The sequence below is a fragment of the Xenorhabdus griffiniae genome (genome assembly GCF_001028135.1).
GTDB classification, from domain to species: domain Bacteria; phylum Pseudomonadota; class Gammaproteobacteria; order Enterobacterales; family Enterobacteriaceae; genus Xenorhabdus; species Xenorhabdus bakwenae.
Genome location: NZ_LDNM01000126.1, coordinates 16347 through 32689, shown reverse-complemented (window position 1 = coordinate 32689; position 16343 = coordinate 16347). Strand labels below are relative to the sequence as shown.

Annotated in this window: 20 protein-coding genes and 1 other annotated feature; of the genes, 5 read left to right on the top strand and 15 right to left on the bottom strand. The window is 43.7% G+C overall.

All coding sequences use genetic code 11. The features are described 5' to 3' along the window. The 5 genes from AAY47_RS18475 to AAY47_RS18455 all read left to right on the top strand — a co-directional run. A partial coding sequence (locus AAY47_RS18475) for an antirepressor (protein ID WP_047768545.1) occupies positions 1-643 on the top strand: 643 nt, incomplete at its 5' end. Next, the gene (locus AAY47_RS18470; RefSeq protein WP_235428412.1) at positions 643-912 is read left to right on the top strand and encodes a hypothetical protein; all 270 of its coding nucleotides are present in this window, start codon (positions 643-645) and stop codon (positions 910-912) included. The genes AAY47_RS18475 and AAY47_RS18470, both read left to right, overlap by 1 nt. Continuing rightward, complete coding sequence (locus AAY47_RS22110; protein WP_047771740.1) at positions 902-1192, top strand: hypothetical protein; 291 nt, start codon at positions 902-904, stop codon at positions 1190-1192. The genes AAY47_RS18470 and AAY47_RS22110 overlap by 11 nt, the downstream gene beginning before the upstream one ends. Beyond that, positions 1189-1569, top strand: coding sequence for a hypothetical protein (locus tag AAY47_RS18460; protein ID WP_047771739.1), 381 nt, complete (start codon positions 1189-1191; stop codon positions 1567-1569). The genes AAY47_RS22110 and AAY47_RS18460 overlap by 4 nt, the downstream gene beginning before the upstream one ends. A gap of 102 nt (positions 1570-1671) precedes the next feature. Beyond that, positions 1672-1941 (top strand): pyocin activator PrtN family protein, encoded by a 270-nt coding sequence (locus tag AAY47_RS18455; protein WP_047771745.1) that lies wholly within the window; start codon positions 1672-1674, stop codon positions 1939-1941. Positions 1942-2145: 204 nt separating this feature from the next. Here the strand turns inward: AAY47_RS18455 and arnF are convergent, their stop codons facing one another. From arnF to rpmI, 15 genes are all read right to left on the bottom strand, one after another. After that, a complete protein-coding gene (gene arnF / locus AAY47_RS18450) occupies positions 2146-2532 on the bottom strand; it encodes a 4-amino-4-deoxy-L-arabinose-phosphoundecaprenol flippase subunit ArnF (RefSeq protein ID WP_047771737.1) in 387 nt (128 codons plus the stop codon). Then, a complete protein-coding gene (gene arnE / locus AAY47_RS18445; RefSeq protein ID WP_047771735.1) occupies positions 2529-2879 on the bottom strand; it encodes a 4-amino-4-deoxy-L-arabinose-phosphoundecaprenol flippase subunit ArnE in 351 nt (116 codons plus the stop codon). Before arnE ends, arnF begins: the two co-directional genes overlap by 4 nt. Beyond that, the gene (gene arnT, locus AAY47_RS18440) at positions 2876-4537 is read right to left on the bottom strand and encodes a lipid IV(A) 4-amino-4-deoxy-L-arabinosyltransferase (protein WP_047771734.1); all 1662 of its coding nucleotides are present in this window, start codon (positions 4535-4537) and stop codon (positions 2876-2878) included. The genes arnE and arnT overlap by 4 nt, the downstream gene beginning before the upstream one ends. Next, entirely contained in the window at positions 4531-5436 is a 906-nt protein-coding gene (gene arnD, locus AAY47_RS18435; protein WP_047771732.1) for a 4-deoxy-4-formamido-L-arabinose-phosphoundecaprenol deformylase, read from the bottom strand. The genes arnT and arnD overlap by 7 nt, the downstream gene beginning before the upstream one ends. Positions 5437-5473: 37 nt before the next feature. Further along, complete coding sequence (gene arnA, locus AAY47_RS18430) at positions 5474-7459, bottom strand: bifunctional UDP-4-amino-4-deoxy-L-arabinose formyltransferase/UDP-glucuronic acid oxidase ArnA (protein WP_047771730.1); 1986 nt, start codon at positions 7457-7459, stop codon at positions 5474-5476. Beyond that, the gene (gene arnC, locus AAY47_RS18425; protein ID WP_047771728.1) at positions 7459-8436 is read right to left on the bottom strand and encodes an undecaprenyl-phosphate 4-deoxy-4-formamido-L-arabinose transferase; all 978 of its coding nucleotides are present in this window, start codon (positions 8434-8436) and stop codon (positions 7459-7461) included. The genes arnA and arnC overlap by 1 nt, the downstream gene beginning before the upstream one ends. Continuing rightward, entirely contained in the window at positions 8437-9582 is a 1146-nt protein-coding gene (gene arnB / locus AAY47_RS18420; RefSeq protein ID WP_047771726.1) for a UDP-4-amino-4-deoxy-L-arabinose aminotransferase, read from the bottom strand. A gap of 156 nt (positions 9583-9738) precedes the next feature. Beyond that, positions 9739-10506 (bottom strand): vitamin B12 ABC transporter ATP-binding protein BtuD, encoded by a 768-nt coding sequence (btuD, locus tag AAY47_RS18415; protein ID WP_047771725.1) that lies wholly within the window; start codon positions 10504-10506, stop codon positions 9739-9741. Between the two features lie 51 nt (positions 10507-10557). After that, a complete protein-coding gene (btuC, locus tag AAY47_RS18410; protein ID WP_083446793.1) occupies positions 10558-11553 on the bottom strand; it encodes a vitamin B12 ABC transporter permease BtuC in 996 nt (331 codons plus the stop codon). A 96-nt stretch (positions 11554-11649) separates the two neighbouring features. Beyond that, positions 11650-11946 carry an integration host factor subunit alpha gene (ihfA, locus tag AAY47_RS18405; RefSeq protein ID WP_010847339.1) on the bottom strand — a complete coding sequence of 99 codons (297 nt, stop codon included), beginning with the start codon at positions 11944-11946 and terminating at the stop codon, positions 11650-11652. 4 nt (positions 11947-11950) lie between these two features. After that, complete coding sequence (gene pheT / locus AAY47_RS18400; protein ID WP_047771721.1) at positions 11951-14338, bottom strand: phenylalanine--tRNA ligase subunit beta; 2388 nt, start codon at positions 14336-14338, stop codon at positions 11951-11953. A gap of 14 nt (positions 14339-14352) precedes the next feature. After that, positions 14353-15336, bottom strand: a complete 984-nt coding sequence (gene pheS, locus AAY47_RS18395; RefSeq protein WP_047771720.1) for a phenylalanine--tRNA ligase subunit alpha — start codon at positions 15334-15336, stop codon at positions 14353-14355. An 81-nt stretch (positions 15337-15417) separates the two neighbouring features. Beyond that, positions 15418-15540 (bottom strand) — a sequence feature (Phe leader region). Further along, the gene (gene pheM / locus AAY47_RS23375) at positions 15492-15539 is read right to left on the bottom strand and encodes a pheST operon leader peptide PheM (protein ID WP_152669842.1); all 48 of its coding nucleotides are present in this window, start codon (positions 15537-15539) and stop codon (positions 15492-15494) included. It overlaps the preceding feature by 48 nt. 131 nt (positions 15541-15671) lie before the next feature. Beyond that, entirely contained in the window at positions 15672-16028 is a 357-nt protein-coding gene (rplT, locus tag AAY47_RS18390) for a 50S ribosomal protein L20 (protein ID WP_010847342.1), read from the bottom strand. A gap of 44 nt (positions 16029-16072) precedes the next feature. Then, entirely contained in the window at positions 16073-16270 is a 198-nt protein-coding gene (gene rpmI / locus AAY47_RS18385; protein WP_006118955.1) for a 50S ribosomal protein L35, read from the bottom strand. Positions 16271-16343: the final 73 nt, after the last annotated feature.

The following is a 16343-nucleotide window of genomic DNA, read 5'->3' as shown; positions in this document are numbered from 1 at the left end:
CGTATCTTTTAGCGACGCGGTTAATAAACACACAAGCACCATCACTCTTTGGACAGAGCGCGGCGCTGCGAACCACTCTAAGATGCTGGAAACTGACCAAGCGTGGAACTACTTCGACGACCTGACTGAGTTCTACTTCACTCGTCGCGATAGCATCACAACGGAAGCTGAGTTACTCAGTAATCCCGCAAAGTTACGTTCAATGCTGTCCGTGTATGCCGAGAACGTTGAGCGCCTTGAGGGGGAAAACAAAACCCTGAATGCCACCGTGGACAGCCTGGAGAAATACTTCACCAAAGGGATGACCATTCCCGCTTTTTGTAAGGGCCTGAACGGGGTGAATACCGCCAAAATCATGTGGTGGGCAATGGAGCGCAACTGGCTTTACAACGAGCAGAAAGATCCGGAGAAAAAACCACGCTGGCGTGTCGCTTCATATGCCCGTGATCGCTATCTCACCGAAGATGAAAACGAGATAACCCCTCGCGGAAAGGACGCCTTTATCACCCGTACCGCCGTGTTACTGGAGAAAGGTTGTCACCGCCTGTATGCCCTGTACATGAAAGGCGAACTTCCCATGAAGAAATCATGGAACGGTGAATACCACCACGACAAAGCCATTTATACACCGGAGGGCAAATAATGAGCAAGCAACACACTGAAACAGCATTTGATTACGGCAAGTATGGCGTCATTGTCATCACTGAGGCAGCAAACAGCGAAATCATCATTGCCAGTTTCATTACCGAACGCCGTAAGCATCATCGTTGTGTTGATGCCGCCCTGTTAGCTACACCTGTTCGGGCTTCTTCCGTCGGTGTGCTTTTCAGAAAGACCACGATTACAGGTAAAGCGAACCACATGATGCGTGCTTACAAAATCATCTGTAAGGAGGCTGACCGTGACAGATAAGCATCGCCAGAGGGCAGACATTGACAATGTACTTGTTAAGGCCACATTCCACATCGACGACGGGCGCGAATGGGCAGACTGGTTGTTGAAGAAGACGGATAAACAAAGAGAAAAATCAGTAATGACCAAAATTGACCAGTCTGAATTAATTTTGGCTGTACTCAAGGAAATTACCCGTCAACATTCGGGCGCTCAGTTAGAAATGGAGGGCTGGCAATTCATTGAAATTATTAAAGCAGCAAACTTGGTTTGTGATGCATTTGGAGGAAAGCGGTCATGAGCAAAATTAAAAACCCCGTTATTCTGGTTAATATCCATGAGAGTCATGCAGACAGCCTAACCGTCGCAGTTACCGATGGTTCTAATGATTGGCGTGACATGGAAAAAGCGGTTGTGGCTGATCTAAATGAACCGCTAAGCGATGACGACATGGATAAACTGCCTCTTCATGTTTTGTTCTATACCGCTCAGGCATTAGAAAAAGAACGACGTGAAAACCAGGCTTTTAAAGAGGCTATAGACAATATCAGTGAATTTGTTAAGTCAATTCTGTTTCATGTTGACGAAGGTTATCACGGACGGCACATCAAGCATTTTGTAGAGCAAGTTTTACTTTGGTGTTCAAAAGGAGAGGCGGCAAGCGATGACAACAATTGACCTACACCTCACACAAATCATCGCCTCAGTATGGGGCGATCCGGCTGATATCACCGATGCAATCTGGCAGGCAGGATACCGGAAAGGAGTTGAGAAATGAAGATGAACACGACGTTCTTGTTAATGGCGGAATTTGAAACTTCGCAAATTCCTTTGTCGGCCATAGCAGAAAGATACCTCAAAATGAGTCCTGGAACTGCGGAACGCAAAGCAAATGAAGGAAAGCTGAATATTCCTACATACAAATTAACTGACAGTCAAAAATCACCGAGAATCGTTCATGTGAATGATCTGGCCGCATACATTGACGAACAAAGGGAGCTGGCCGCAAAAGAAATTGAGAGGATTCATTTTAAAAGGCAAGCAAACTAACAAAAAGACGTCAAAACTAATCTGGGGTCGCTATCACAGCACCCCTATAGAACCCCAATAAGTCATAACTATTTGATTTAAAATGCACTATAATCTATAAGAAAGAAACTCAATATCAGGCATAAATACCTTACTTTTATTATCATCCGCTTTCCCTCAGTCATCACTTTTCCTCAATCACCACGTAGAAACGACAAACTTTATCTATTTTGTTTCCGATCTGCTGATTAACCAAACGCCCAATAAGATGAAAAAAACTCCCAATGTTTTTAACAGTGAGGTAGTTTCACTAAACCAAGGTAATAAAACCACCATTAAATAAACAAAGGCATAACTCAAGCTAATAATAGGGTACGCTTTATTCAATGGCAGATATTTTAATGTGAAAAACCAACATAACATGGAGAGTATATAACCCGCCAATCCGGCCGTCATCATCAACAAAGGATTGTGATTTGCCCAAAGCCAGTTGATATCCAGCCAATGCATTGATAACGAAAGTTCCGGCAGATGAGCAACTCCCCATTTCAATAACAATTGCGCTACAGTGATCAGCAAGACACTCGCCATCCCCCACAGATAACCTTTCATTGACTCAAACTCATCAATAAGATCCCGAACATAATGGCAAAAACCCCCATCCAGTGCTTTAACCCCACCTTTTCCTGATACAGAAATTGCCCAATTAAAGTCACTATGACAAAATTTATACTCAGCATAGGGTAAGCAATGCTCAGTGGAAAAAATTGTAATAATCGCAACCAAAATATCATCCCTATTCCCAACAGAAGAATAGCACTGGACAGCCATATCGCCATCGATAGCACGTTATACGGGGTATCTTTTTTCTGCCAATAAATAACCGCCTGCTTCTGGCATAATTGCCCCGCACAAGTAAGCAGACTAACCAAAATTAATAATATTATTTTGCTACTCATGGCTGTTTCTTATAAATCACGAGCACAAATCTATGATTTCGACGCACAAAATCTGGCTCCGGTAATTCAGACAATTCACCTGCTGAGGGTAATAGAAAAACAATAGCGACTTGACCTTTTTTACGTGCTGTCACTAGCCACGCAGGAAATTCTTGCTCCGTGATATATCGATATTGGCTATCAGGGTAAGCAAGGCCATATTCTAACTCCCCAGGACGATCAAACATATAAATATCACTACGTTTCAATTCCCACGCAATGGCTGCTCCCACGCCAACAGATTGAGTCAAAATATATTTACTGTCAGACAACTCTTTTTCGTTTTGCTGAATGAAATGCTGGGGAAGTTTCGAATTTATCGTTTTATCAGGCAAAGCACTACCTATCGATAAGTTGAGCATAACTGAACAAGCGGCAGCCCATAGCCAATATTTACCATCGCAAATAAAACAAAAATAACCAATCCCACTCCAAACACCAAAGGCAATAATTCCTATAATCCATTTTAGCCATTCGTCGGGTTGATAAAGTGGGGAATTTTTTAAGGTTTCCAGAATAAAAAGCACCAAAATGGCAAGCAATCCAATGAAGACATTTACCAATCCATTTATTTTCAATACGTTCATGTTGCCATTTTTGACACAATCGACAGCATATTTTGCCATCATCAAAGCTAAAGGACCGATAAAGGGTAAAACGTAAGTGGGTAGTTTCCCTTTTGCGATGCTGAAAAATAAAAATGGAACAACAAACCAGCAAAACAAAAAAAACATTTCTGGGTGACTTTTTTTCTCCTTCCAGCTTTTGATTAAAGCACCTGGTAGTAACCCTAGCCACGGGATCACGCCTAAGATCAATACGGGCAAGTAATACCAAACAGGGGCAATATGCTGGGCTTTATCAGAAGCAAAACGCTGTATGTGCTCTATCCAAAAGAAATAATGCCAGTAATCCGGCTCACGCACAGCAATTGCAATCACCCACGGCAGGCTGATTAAAACAGCAAAAATCACGGCAAGAGGCCCAAAACGAACCATTTCCCAAAAGCGTCTTTGGTATATCGTAATGGGTAGCATGGCAATCACGGGTAACGCCAATGCCAGAAATCCTTTTGTCATAAAAGCCATCCCACAGCTCAGCCCCAGAACAGACCATGCCAAAATTCGTTCTCGGATAGCCACCGCCTTAAGCGCCCAATAGCAGCTCACGATCCCCGCTGTAATCCATAAAGAAAACATAGGATCAAGAACACTGTAGGTGCCAATGGAAAAAACAATAAACATGGAAATGTAAATCAGGCCGGAAACGAAAGCAGTCTGGCGGCATTGCCACATCATCATTGCCAAACGATAAAGCAGCAATACGCTGATTAGGATACTCAGCACGGAACCAAAACGGACAGCAAAATTATTGTCACCAAAAATCCACTGGCTAATATTGTTGATCCAATAGCCTGCTACTGGTTTTTCAAAATAGCGGATATCCAAGAAGTAAGGTACGATCCAATCCCCACGTTGTAGCATTTCCCGGCTAATTTCAGCATACCGCGTTTCATCCGGCTGCCATAATAAACGACTATCCAGAGGTAATAAGTAAGTAAGAATAAAAAAAAGAGCCATCAGAACGGCTCCTGTTTTACTCGTTCGGGTGTTCAACATCTTATGTTTACCTCTTGTTGGCAACCTAACCAACCTTCACGACCAGGAAAATCCGAACGAACAATTTTTCCAACAGGGAGTGTATCCCTATTTTCTGGTAACAGATGGCTTAATTTACAGAACTGAATATCGCGTTGATGAAGCATGTCCAGCAATGTCTCAAATTGTGAAGATTTCGACATCCCTTCAACTTCGGTATGGATCGTATAAACAGGAACCCCATGATCATTTTTAATCGCGTCAAGGATAAAGTGATTAAAATCTGCATCGCTGACTTGTGTTCCAACAACTTCATCATAGGTAGGTAATGTGACAGGAATTTGTACGGTTCCCAAGTTGCCATCGGGCAAAAGTGGCCTGAATGGATGTGTTCCACGGCAATCACTGTTGTAATTAAAGCCAAAATATTGTTTAACAGCCAGCACACGTTCATCGGCTCGCCAACCCGCGACAGCTGAACATGTCACGGCTTTTCCTGTTGCCTTTTCCAACGCCTCAATACCTAACTTCACTTGTTCTGTTAATTCATTCTCCGACCAACGCCCTGCTTTTGCCTGCCAACCTTGATGATCCCATGCATGTAAACCAACTTCATGGCCTGCATCCATTGTTTGCTTCATCAAATGCCCTAAATCTTTTGCGATTTTTTTCCCCGGCCAGGCTGTACCCGCCAATAAAATATCCAGGCCATAAAGAGACACCGCATTTGATCTCAGCATCTTCCAGAGAAACTTCGGGCGCAACAGGCGCCATAAATGACGCCCCATATTGTCCGGGCCAACACTGAAGAAAAAGCTGGCTTGAATATGGTGCTTTTGTAAAATTTCAAGCAACCGTGGTACACCTTCCTTAGTGCCTTGATAAGTGTCCACATCAATTCTCAAACCCACTTTTTTCATTACGCTATTTCCGCTCTTTTCCTCTTCCCATTGACTTTTAGTGTTTCCCTTTGGATTCTTCAACTGCTCCACGCAGAAAGAAATCCAATGTTTCATCAATAGTTTGCTGCATATCAATAGTAGGTTTCCAACCTAACAGACGCGCTGCATTTTTAATACTGGGTTTACGGTGCGCGACATCCTGATAGCCTCGTCCATAATAGCTGCTGCTTTCGATCTTCTTAAACCCTGCAAATGGGGGAAAGTGGCCTCGCAAATCATGTTTTTCGAAGCTGTCTAATAACATTTCAGCCAACTGGCGAATGCTCGCTTCATTTATTGGATTACCGATATTGATTATTTGGCTATCACATAGCCCGCCACGGTTTTCAATGATCCTAAACAGGGCTTCGATACCATCATGGATATCAGTGAAACAGCGTTTTTGTTCTCCCCCATCCACCAGTTTAATTGGCGAGCCTTCCACCAGGTTCAAAATCAATTGGGTAATTGCTCTTGAACTACCAATGCGCGCTGAGTTTAAGTTATCCAGTCTTGGTCCCATCCAGTTAAATGGACGGAATAAGGTAAATTTCAGGCCCTGTTGTGTGCCATATGCCCAAATAACTCGATCAAGTAGTTGTTTTGAAACTGAATAGATCCAACGCTGTTTATTAATAGGCCCAACAATCAGACGCGAAGTATCTTCATCAAATTCTTTATCATCACACATACCATAAACTTCGGATGTGGATGGGAAAATAATCCGTTTATTGTATTTAACACAATATCGGACAATTTTAAGGTTCTCTTCAAAATCCAGTTCAAAGACTCGCAACGGATTACGGGTATATTCAATCGGCGTTGCGATTGCCACTAATGGCAGGATGACATCACATTTTTTGATGTGATATTCAATCCATTCAGTATGAATGCTGATATCACCTTCAATAAAGTGAAAGCGAGGATTACCAATAAATCGCTCAATCGCCGAAGAGCCAATATCCATCCCGTAAATGTCATAATTGCCATCACTCAACAAGCGTTCAGTCAGATGATTACCAATGAACCCATTGACGCCTAAAATGAGTACGCGCTTACGACGACTGATTTGCGCTGTTGCTTTAGAGCCAACATAAACCCCAGCCACTACGCCCATTTCAAGAGCTAATCGATTACCCTGAACATAAAGCCCTGACTCTCCTTGCCCGCTAATAATTTCCAGCGTACCTTCACCGCAAGCAATCACAAAGGGATCAGTCGATATTACGGTTCCTGGGCGTTTTCCGTGGGACTGATTAAGCGGCCGTGAACGCCAAATCGTCATCTTACGTTCACCGAGAAAAGTAAATGCCCCCGGGTAGGGTTCTGTCACTGCCCTAACTAAGTTATTAATCTCTTTGGCAGACTTGTTCCATACTATTTCACCATCTTCAGCGGTGCGACGGCCAAAATAAGTAGCCTGACTTTCATCCTGTGGAATTGATGGATAATGACCGGATTTTATTTGAGGCAGAATACTATCCAATAATTCAACGGCCGCTTCACGTATTTTTCCATGAATTATCAAGGAAGTATCATTTTCATCAATCTGTACAGCCTGTTGCGCGATAATATCTCCCGCATCCGGCTTCTCCAGCATTTTATGTAATGTTACACCGGTTTCAGTCTCTCCATTGAGTACTACCCAGTTAACGGGAGCACGGCCACGATATTTCGGCAACAAGGAGCCATGAAGGTTAAATGCCCCTTTTTCAGCCAGTAACAGAATTTCCTGGTTAAGCAGGTTGCGATAGTAAAAAGAGAAAATAACATCTGGTTGCATCTCTCGAATGCGTTCAACCCAAAGTGGGTGATTCACATTTTCTGGCGCAAACACGGGTAAACCCAAATCAGCCCCGGTACGGGCAACAGAAGAGAAAAAGTGATTTTCATTTGGATTATCAGTGTGAGTGAATACGGCCTGAACATCAAAACCCGCTTTAACTAATGCATTAAGTCCGACACAACCAATATCGTGATAGGCAAAAATAACTGCTTTCATTAGCTTTCTTCCTGATTGTCGTTAGTCTTCTTAACTCCGACCACTTTTTGAATAAAATAGCGCGGGCGAGCACGAACATCGTTATATATTCGACCAATGTATTCACCCAACAGTCCCATGGCGACGAACTGTGCACCAAGGAACATGAAAAGAATAGCAAACAGGGTAAACACCCCTTCAGCAGCCCACATTGAGCCAAATATAAGGCGTAGAACAATCAATAATACCGCCAACAAGAAACCTGTTATGGCAATGATACTTCCCGCGACACTCAGTAGCCGCAATGGTGCAGTGGTTAAGCACGTCAGAAGGTCATACATCAGGTTTATCAGTTTCATAAAATTGTACTTAGAATCCCCAAACTCACGCTCTGCATGGGCGACGTCAATTTCTATTGTTCTGCGGGCAAAGGTGTTAGCAAGGATGGGAATAAACGTGCTGCGTTCATGGCATTGAAGCATTGCTTGTACAATATGACGTCGATAGGCGCGTAACATGCAACCATAATCTCCCATTGAACGCCCCGTCGCCTTAGTTATCATCGCATTGATTATTTTAGAAGCGGTTTTACGGAACCAAGAGTCCTGCCGATGAAGACGACGTGTACCCACGACGTCATATCCCTCTTCCGCCGTTTTAACTAAACGAGGAATTTCTTCTGGCGGGTTTTGCAAATCAGCATCAAGTGTAATAATCAGATCACCGTCAGCTTGATGGAAACCGGCCATAATGGCTGAATGTTGCCCATAATTACGGTTAAGCAAAATCGCAATCACATGATTTTCTGGAGATTCAGCCGTCTGAGTTAAGATCTCGACAGAACTATCATGGCTACCATCATCGACCAGGATTAATTCGTATTTCTGTTCTAATTTTTGGCACGCTGCGAGCGTTCTTTCCAATAACTGGGGTAAACTTTCTTCTTCGTTATAAACAGGAATAACGACTGAAACTTTTTTGATCTTCTCAAATGTCACTTACTTATGCTCCGAAAGAATTTCAGTTATCACATTCACGACACGATCTACATCGTCATTGCTCATATCTGGAAAAAGAGGTAATGAACACAGTGTTGATGAATTCCACTCAGATACAGGCAGGGAGAGTTGTGGATAACGCTCACGATAATATTTTTGTGTATGCGCAGCTCTGAAATGCAAACCTGTGCCAATATTTCTATCCTTTAGTCGTGCCATAAAAGTATCGCGGTCAATGCCACAGAGATCTTTGTCAACACGTACCATAAAAAGATGATGAGAATGCAAATGCGCATATTCGGGAACTTTCAGCATTTGTAATGGTGAGTTGATAAGAGCGGCAAAATAGCGAGCCACCAACTCCCGACGACGTGCATTCATTGATGTCAGTTTGCCCAGTTGCACAACTGCCATCGCTGCATGAATATCCGATAGGTTGTATTTAAAACCCGGCTCAATCACTTCCGCCTGAGGTTTCCTGCCCTGAATTTGTCTGTCAAAAGCGTCAACAGCTAAACCATGAAATTTTAAGCAACGGATCCGTTGGGCAAGTTCATCATCATCTGTGACCAACATGCCACCTTCAGCGCAGGTCATGTTTTTAATCGCATGGAAAGAAAAGATTGCAGTACCCCGCTCTCCGACCCATTCATTTTTATAACGGGTGCCGACAGCATGGGCGGCATCTTCAATCAGGGGAATACTCGCTTTTTGAGCTACAGCGCGGAGAGCGTCAAGGTCACAAGGCGCTCCCGCATAATGGACGGGAATAATTGCTTTGGTTTTGGGGGTAATCGCTTTTTTGATGGTTTCTGCGCTGACCATTAATGTATCACGGTCAACATCAACCATGACAGGTTCAGCGCCCAGCAAACAAATCATATTGATAGTGGAAACCCAGGTTTGGGAAGGCGTAATGACTTCATCACCTGGGCCTATGCCGAGAGCCAGCAAAGCCAAATGCATTCCCGCCGTCGCAGAACACAGAGCAATTGCATGTTTGCAGCCAAACATGAGAGAAAAATCTTGCTCTAACTGATGGTTTTGTGGGCCTGTAGTAATCCAACCTGAGTGTAAAACTTTCTCTATCGCTTCTATCTCTTCGCCGCCAATTGCAGGACGAGAAAATGGCAAAAAATTATCCATAACCGCCTTGTGCCTTGTCTATCCCAAATTGTTTTATAATCAATCGATTCTAGGAGATGATTTTTGAACGAAACATAAACAAAAAGCAAATTGTGGTCAACCAGGCACCAAAAACAGATAGCAGGCAGTGATTATGGTGGATTTCACTGACAGAAATTATACGTGGTTAACCCTCCATAATTTATAGCTGGCATTTCTGATATGTCCAATATTTGCCTCAAAAACTTCTGATAAATTTCGTTCTGTCATTACATTCTCTGGTATACCCGATACTAACAATTTTCCATGCGAGAGCAGCCATACCTCTGTTGCCTGTTCATACGTGTGGTTAAGATCATGACTACTCAATAATACCGTTCCCCCCAATGCACAGAATCTTTTTATTAACTCATCTAAAACGGCTTGTTGGGTGATATCAAGATTATTTGTCGGCTCGTCAAGTAAGAGTAAGCTCCCATCGGGATTCAGATCCGGCCATATCTGAAAAAACGTACCCGCCAATCTGACACGCTGCCACTCTCCGCCTGAGAGTTGACCAATTGATGAAGTCAGCAATGGCAGAAGCTTCATTTGCTGGCAAAGTGCATACAACACATGTTCACTTTGAGCCAATGGTGCACACTCAGGGCGGAACATATCTAAATACTGAAAAACCGGCATGATAGGAACAAAAGAAGATTGAGAGCACCAGGCCCGACGCTTTGACAATTCGTGCTGGCGGTAATCCTGCAAGTTTCGACCATGCAAACAAATAGTGCCGCTATAGGATAAAACTCCCGCAATTGCTGCAAGCAGCGTACTTTTTCCTGAACCATTAAGCCCCACCAAATGAATCTGTTGCCCCGCGGTAACAGACTCAGACAATGAACTCAATCTGTTGTTAACAGTAACATCATCCAATTCCAAAATCGGCTGACCGATCATGTTGTTACCCTCATTTCCTTATCTTGCATTAGCAGGTTAGTTTGGTATGTTTTAATAGTGACGTGTTCTTAATAACAGCCATATAAAAATGGGGGAGCCTAACGTGACGGTGACAACGCCTATCGGCACTTCTGCGTGGGATAATGACAGACGGGAAATTAAATCTGCCAGCAGTAAACCACTGCCTCCCGCCAATACACTGGCCGGAAGTAATGCCTTATGATCGGTCAAACCAATCAATCTCAATATATGGGGAATAACCAAACCGATAAAACTGATTGCGCCCGCAAGGGCAACACTCAAACCAACTAATAATCCAATGACCGATACAAATACGTTACGCCATTGATGATGGGAAATTCCTAGTTGCCGGGCCTGTAACTCCCCAAGAGAGAGGTAATTCAAAATGTTACCTTTGCTGCTTAACCATAAGATGGCAGGAAGCAATGCAACAATCAGCCATTTTTGACGCCAATCAACACCGCTGAAACTTCCCATCATCCAATACATCAATTGCCGGAGATCCAGACTTGTACTGAAATAAACCATCCATGTCATCAACGCACCAAAGACCACCCCAAAAGCAACCCCAATCAATAACAGACGGGTATTGGTCACTTGATGTTTTCTGGAAAATCCCAGCAAAATAGCGGTCATGAAAAATGCCCCAAATACTGCGCCCACACTTAATAACCACAATGGGGCAATACCATGAAAAATCAGTATTAAACCTACTACGACAACACCGGCACCATTACTGATCCCAAGCAATCCCGGCTCCGCTAACGGGTTTTCGAACAGAGCCTGCATAATTGCTCCTGACAGGGCTAAACTTGCACCAACTACCATAACGGCAATCGCCCTGGGCAATCTCAACTGCCAAATAAATAACCGGGCAGGCTCCGATAACCATTGATCAGGCCAAAACCAGATTTCACCGGCACATAATGACAAGATAAACAGAATAACGAATAGAACAGACAAAACCGCCATCACTCGATGGTTACGTTTTCTCTGATAGGTGATCAACTCATAAACAGAGCGCATTTGTGAGGCCATTTAGAAAATAAGTACGCTTTTCATTGGGTACAATGAAATAGAGAAGATAAGAAAAAGACCGCAAGATGCGGCCTTTTTATGTATTTATTCTTTGGGTAACGCTTTTTCCACTCTGTTTTTCAGTTTTTGACCAGGGCGAAAAGTGACAACACGGCGAGCCGTAATCGGAATATCTTCACCTGTTTTTGGATTACGGCCTGGACGTTGATTTTTGTCTCGCAAATCAAAGTTGCCAAATCCAGATAATTTCACTTGCTCCCCATTCTCCAAAGAACGACGAACTTCTTCAAAGAATATTTCTACCAGATCTTTAGCGTCACGCTTGCTAATACCCAGTTTCTCAAACAGATTTTCTGACATTTCAGCTTTAGTAAGCGCCATAAGTTCAGTCCCTCAAGGATGCTTGGAATCGCTGTTCTAGTGCAGCAACGCATGTGTTGACGGTCGCAGCAATTTCTTCTTCTTCCAGTGTACGCATGGTATCCTGCAAGATTAAGCTAATAGCAAGGCTCTTGTAACCTTCCGCGACACCTTTACCACAATACACGTCAAATAAGTTTATGCCAACTATATGATTTACGCCAACTTTCTTACATTCAGCCAGAACATCTTCTGCGGCTACATTTTCAGGCACAACGATGGCGATATCACGACGGTTAGATGGGAAGCGAGAAACTTCCTTTATCTCAGGGATCACGCGGTCTACCAGACCAGTCCATAATAACTCGAATACCACGGTACGGCCGTTTAAGTCAAGTTTACGCTCCAGTTCTGGATGAACAACACCGATATAGCCAATGTAATTATTTTCCAGATAAATCCCAGCGCTTTGCCCAGGATGTAAAGCAGGATGTTCTTCTGCCTTAAAGGAAATACCAGATAGTTTACCTGTCAGTTCTAAAACAGATTCTAAATCACCCTTCAAATCAAAGAAATCAACTGATTGTTTTTCAATCGACCAGTGCTCTTCGAAACGGTTTCCCGCAATAACACCACCAAGCATTAATTCCTGACGGATGCCATGTTCCGCATTTTCATCCGGCACAAAACGCAACCCTGTTTCGAATAAGCGGACACGGTTTTGCTGACGGTTCTGATTATAGGCGACAGTTGTCAGTAATCCTGTCAACAAGGACAGACGCATTGCAGACATATCCGCCGAAATTGGATTAGGCAAAATTAACGCTTCTTCCTGCGGGTGAAGATGTTTCTGAATCTTAGGATCAACGAAACTGTAAGTAATCGCTTCTTGATAACCTCTGTCCACCAGCATGGTTTTAACCCGTTTCAATGGCAAATCAGCTTCACGATGTGAAGTCATAATCAGATCTGCACGCACTGGAACGTCAGGAATGTTGTTATAACCGTAAATACGGGCGACCTCTTCAACAAGATCTTCCTCGATTTGCATATCAAAACGCCAGCCAGGGGCAACCGCTTGCCAGCTTCCATTCTGGACAGTGACCTTGCAACCTAAACGCGTCAGGATATCGGTTACTTGTTCATCTGCAACATGATGACCAATCAAGCGATCCAATTTATGGCGATTAAGCGTAATCGTTGCTGGTTTTGGTAAGTGAGATTCGCTAGTAACATCAACGAGTTCCCCAGCTTCTCCACCACAGATGTCGATCAACAACTGAGTAGCATATTCCATCGCTTTATGCTGGAGCTGTGGATCAACACCACGTTCAAAACGGTGGGAAGCATCAGTATGCAAACCATAACGGCGAGCACGGCCAGTAATTGCCAGTGGTGCGAAGAATGCACATTCTAGCATAATATGCTGTGTTTCTGCATTAACACCAGAATATTCCCCGCCGAAAATCCCTGCCATAGCAACCGGTTGTTTTTCATCAGAAATAATGAGTGTTTCAGCAGAAAGTTCGGCTTCATTACCATCTAGCAGAGTGAGTTTTTCACCTTGCTCTGCAAAACGCACAATAATTGAACCATGCAAACGTTCTAAATCGAACGCGTGCAATGGTTGGCCCAATTCGAGTAAAACATAGTTGGTAATGTCAACAACCGGATCAATAGAACGAACACCACCACGACGCAGCTTTTCGCGCATCCACAATGGGGTGATTGCCTTGATGTTCACATTCTTGATCACACGCCCCAAATAGCGCGGACAAGCTTCAGGCGCATCAACACGAATAGGGAATGTTGCATCTGTAGTGGGTTTAACCGCTTCGATTTTCGGCTCTGTCATGGGCAATTTATTGATAACCGCAACGTCACGGGCAACTCCCATGATACTCAGGCAGTCAGCACGGTTTGGTGTAATGCTGATTTCAATCGCATTATCGTCCAATTTCATGTAATCACGCAGATCAACACCTATTGGAGCTTCTGCTGGCAGTTCAATAATGCCATCCTGATCATCAGCAATACCGAGTTCAGCAAATGAACACAGCATGCCTTCTGACGGCTCGCCCCGCAATTTCGCTGGCTTAATTTTGAAATCACCGGGCAGCACAGCACCCACTGTCGCAACAGCAACACGCAGCCCTTGACGACAATTCGGGGCGCCACAGACAATGTCTAACAGACGTTCACCACCGACATTAACTTTTGTGACACGTAACTTATCTGCATTTGGATGTTGTCCACACTCAACAACTTCACCAACAAATACACCGTGGAATTGACCTGCCACTTTTTCAACACCATCAACTTCCAAACCCGCCATGGTGATTTGATCAGACAATGCTTCACTATTAATGGCTGGGTTTGCCCACTCGCGTAACCAGAGTTCACTGAATTTCATGAGATATACCCGCCTTATTTAAATTGTTTGAGGAAACGTAAATCATTTTCGAAGAATGCACGCAAATCTGTAACACCATAACGCAGCATGGTCAGACGCTCCATTCCCATACCAAAGGCAAAACCAGAATAGATTTCAGGATCAATACCCACATTGCGTAATACGTTAGGATGCACCATACCGCAACCCAAAACCTCTAACCATTTCCCATTTTTGCCCATCACATCAACTTCTGCGGAAGGTTCTGTAAATGGAAAATAAGAAGGACGGAAACGTATCTGCATATCCTCTTCAAAGAAGTTATTCAAAAAGTCATGCAATGTACCTTTCAGGTTGGTAAAACTGATATTTTTATCAACGATCAGCCCTTCTATCTGATGAAACATCGGGGTATGTGTCTGATCGTAATCATTACGGTATACACGACCTGGCGCAATGATACGGATGGGTGGCTGACGCTCTTTCATGGTACGGATCTGTACCCCAGAAGTCTGGGTACGTAGCAAACGCGTCGCATCAAACCAGAAAGTATCGTGATCAGCACGCGCAGGATGGTGTGCAGGAATGTTCAGAGCATCAAAGTTATGATAGTCATCTTCGATTTCCGGGCCTGATTCAACAGAAAAACCCAACTCGCCAAAGAAAGTTTCAATACGTTCAATCGTGCGGGTAACAGGGTGCAAGCCACCATTCTCCATACGACGACCAGGCAATGAAACATCAATTTTTTCTGCTGACAAACGCACATTCAGAATATCAGCTTCCAGCTTTGCCTTACGCACATTCAAAGCTTCTTGAACTTCTTGTTTCGCCTGATTAATAACAGCCCCTGCCGCTGGACGTTCCTCGGCTGGTAAGTCACGCAGTGATGACATCTGGAGGGTTAAATGGCCTTTTTTTCCCAGGTATTCAACTCGCACCAAATCCAACGCGGCAACATCCTGGGCTTCTTCCACGGCTGTTTTTGCCTTTGCAACCAGCTCAGTAAGATGTGACATCGTTTTCCTCTTCCTTTGGCCTGATGGCCCTTTAGTTGTTATCGACTATGTCCTCATGTTATCAATTAATGAGGCCATAAAAATAAAAAAGCCTCCACACTGGAGGCTCAAGCGCTATTTTTCGTTTCTTTTCTTACGCGCGAAGCCCCCTGCTTTCAGGTGCTAAAGTAAAAAAAGAAACGAAAAAAGGCTAACTTTATCATTTGTGTTCTTTCTCCTGTACCTTCTTGCACTCACTAATCGCAATCTTAACCACAATACTCTCTGATCGCAGATATTATCTAATCTTTTGGAAAAAAGTAAAAGAGGGAGCAAGCTCCCTCTTTTAATCTGACTTATGCCAGAGCGCCCTTCGCTTTTTCAACCAAAGCAGCGAATGCTACTTTGTCGAATACAGCGATGTCAGCCAGGATCTTACGGTCGATTTCAATCGAAGCCTTTTTCAGGCCATTGATGAAACGGCTGTAAGACATGCCGTTCTGACGTGCAGCAGCGTTGATACGTGCAATCCACAATTGACGGAATTGACGTTTACGCTGACGGCGGTCACGGTAAGCGTACTGACCAGCTTTGATAACAGCCTGGAAAGCAACACGATAAACGCGCGAACGAGCACCGTAGTAACCTTTCGCTTGTTTCAAAATTTTCTTGTGACGTGCACGGGCAATAACACCACGTTTTACGCGAGCCATATACTTCTCCTATCGTCTCTGAGTTCTAATCTAAAAAAATCTGCTTATGCGTATGGTAGACAAGCAACAACCAGGCCCAGATCACCTTTGGAGACCATGCCTTTTGGACGTAAGTGACGCTTACGCTTGGTTGATTTTTTAGTCAGAATATGACGAAGGTTAGCGTGCTTACGCTTGAAACCGCCACTTGCAGTTTTTTTGAAGCGTTTAGCTGCGCCGCGTACTGTTTTAATCTTTGGCATTTTAATTTCCACTTCGCATTGTTAATTACAACGAACTAGTAAGGCGAATGGACTCCAGCCATAATTAACTGGA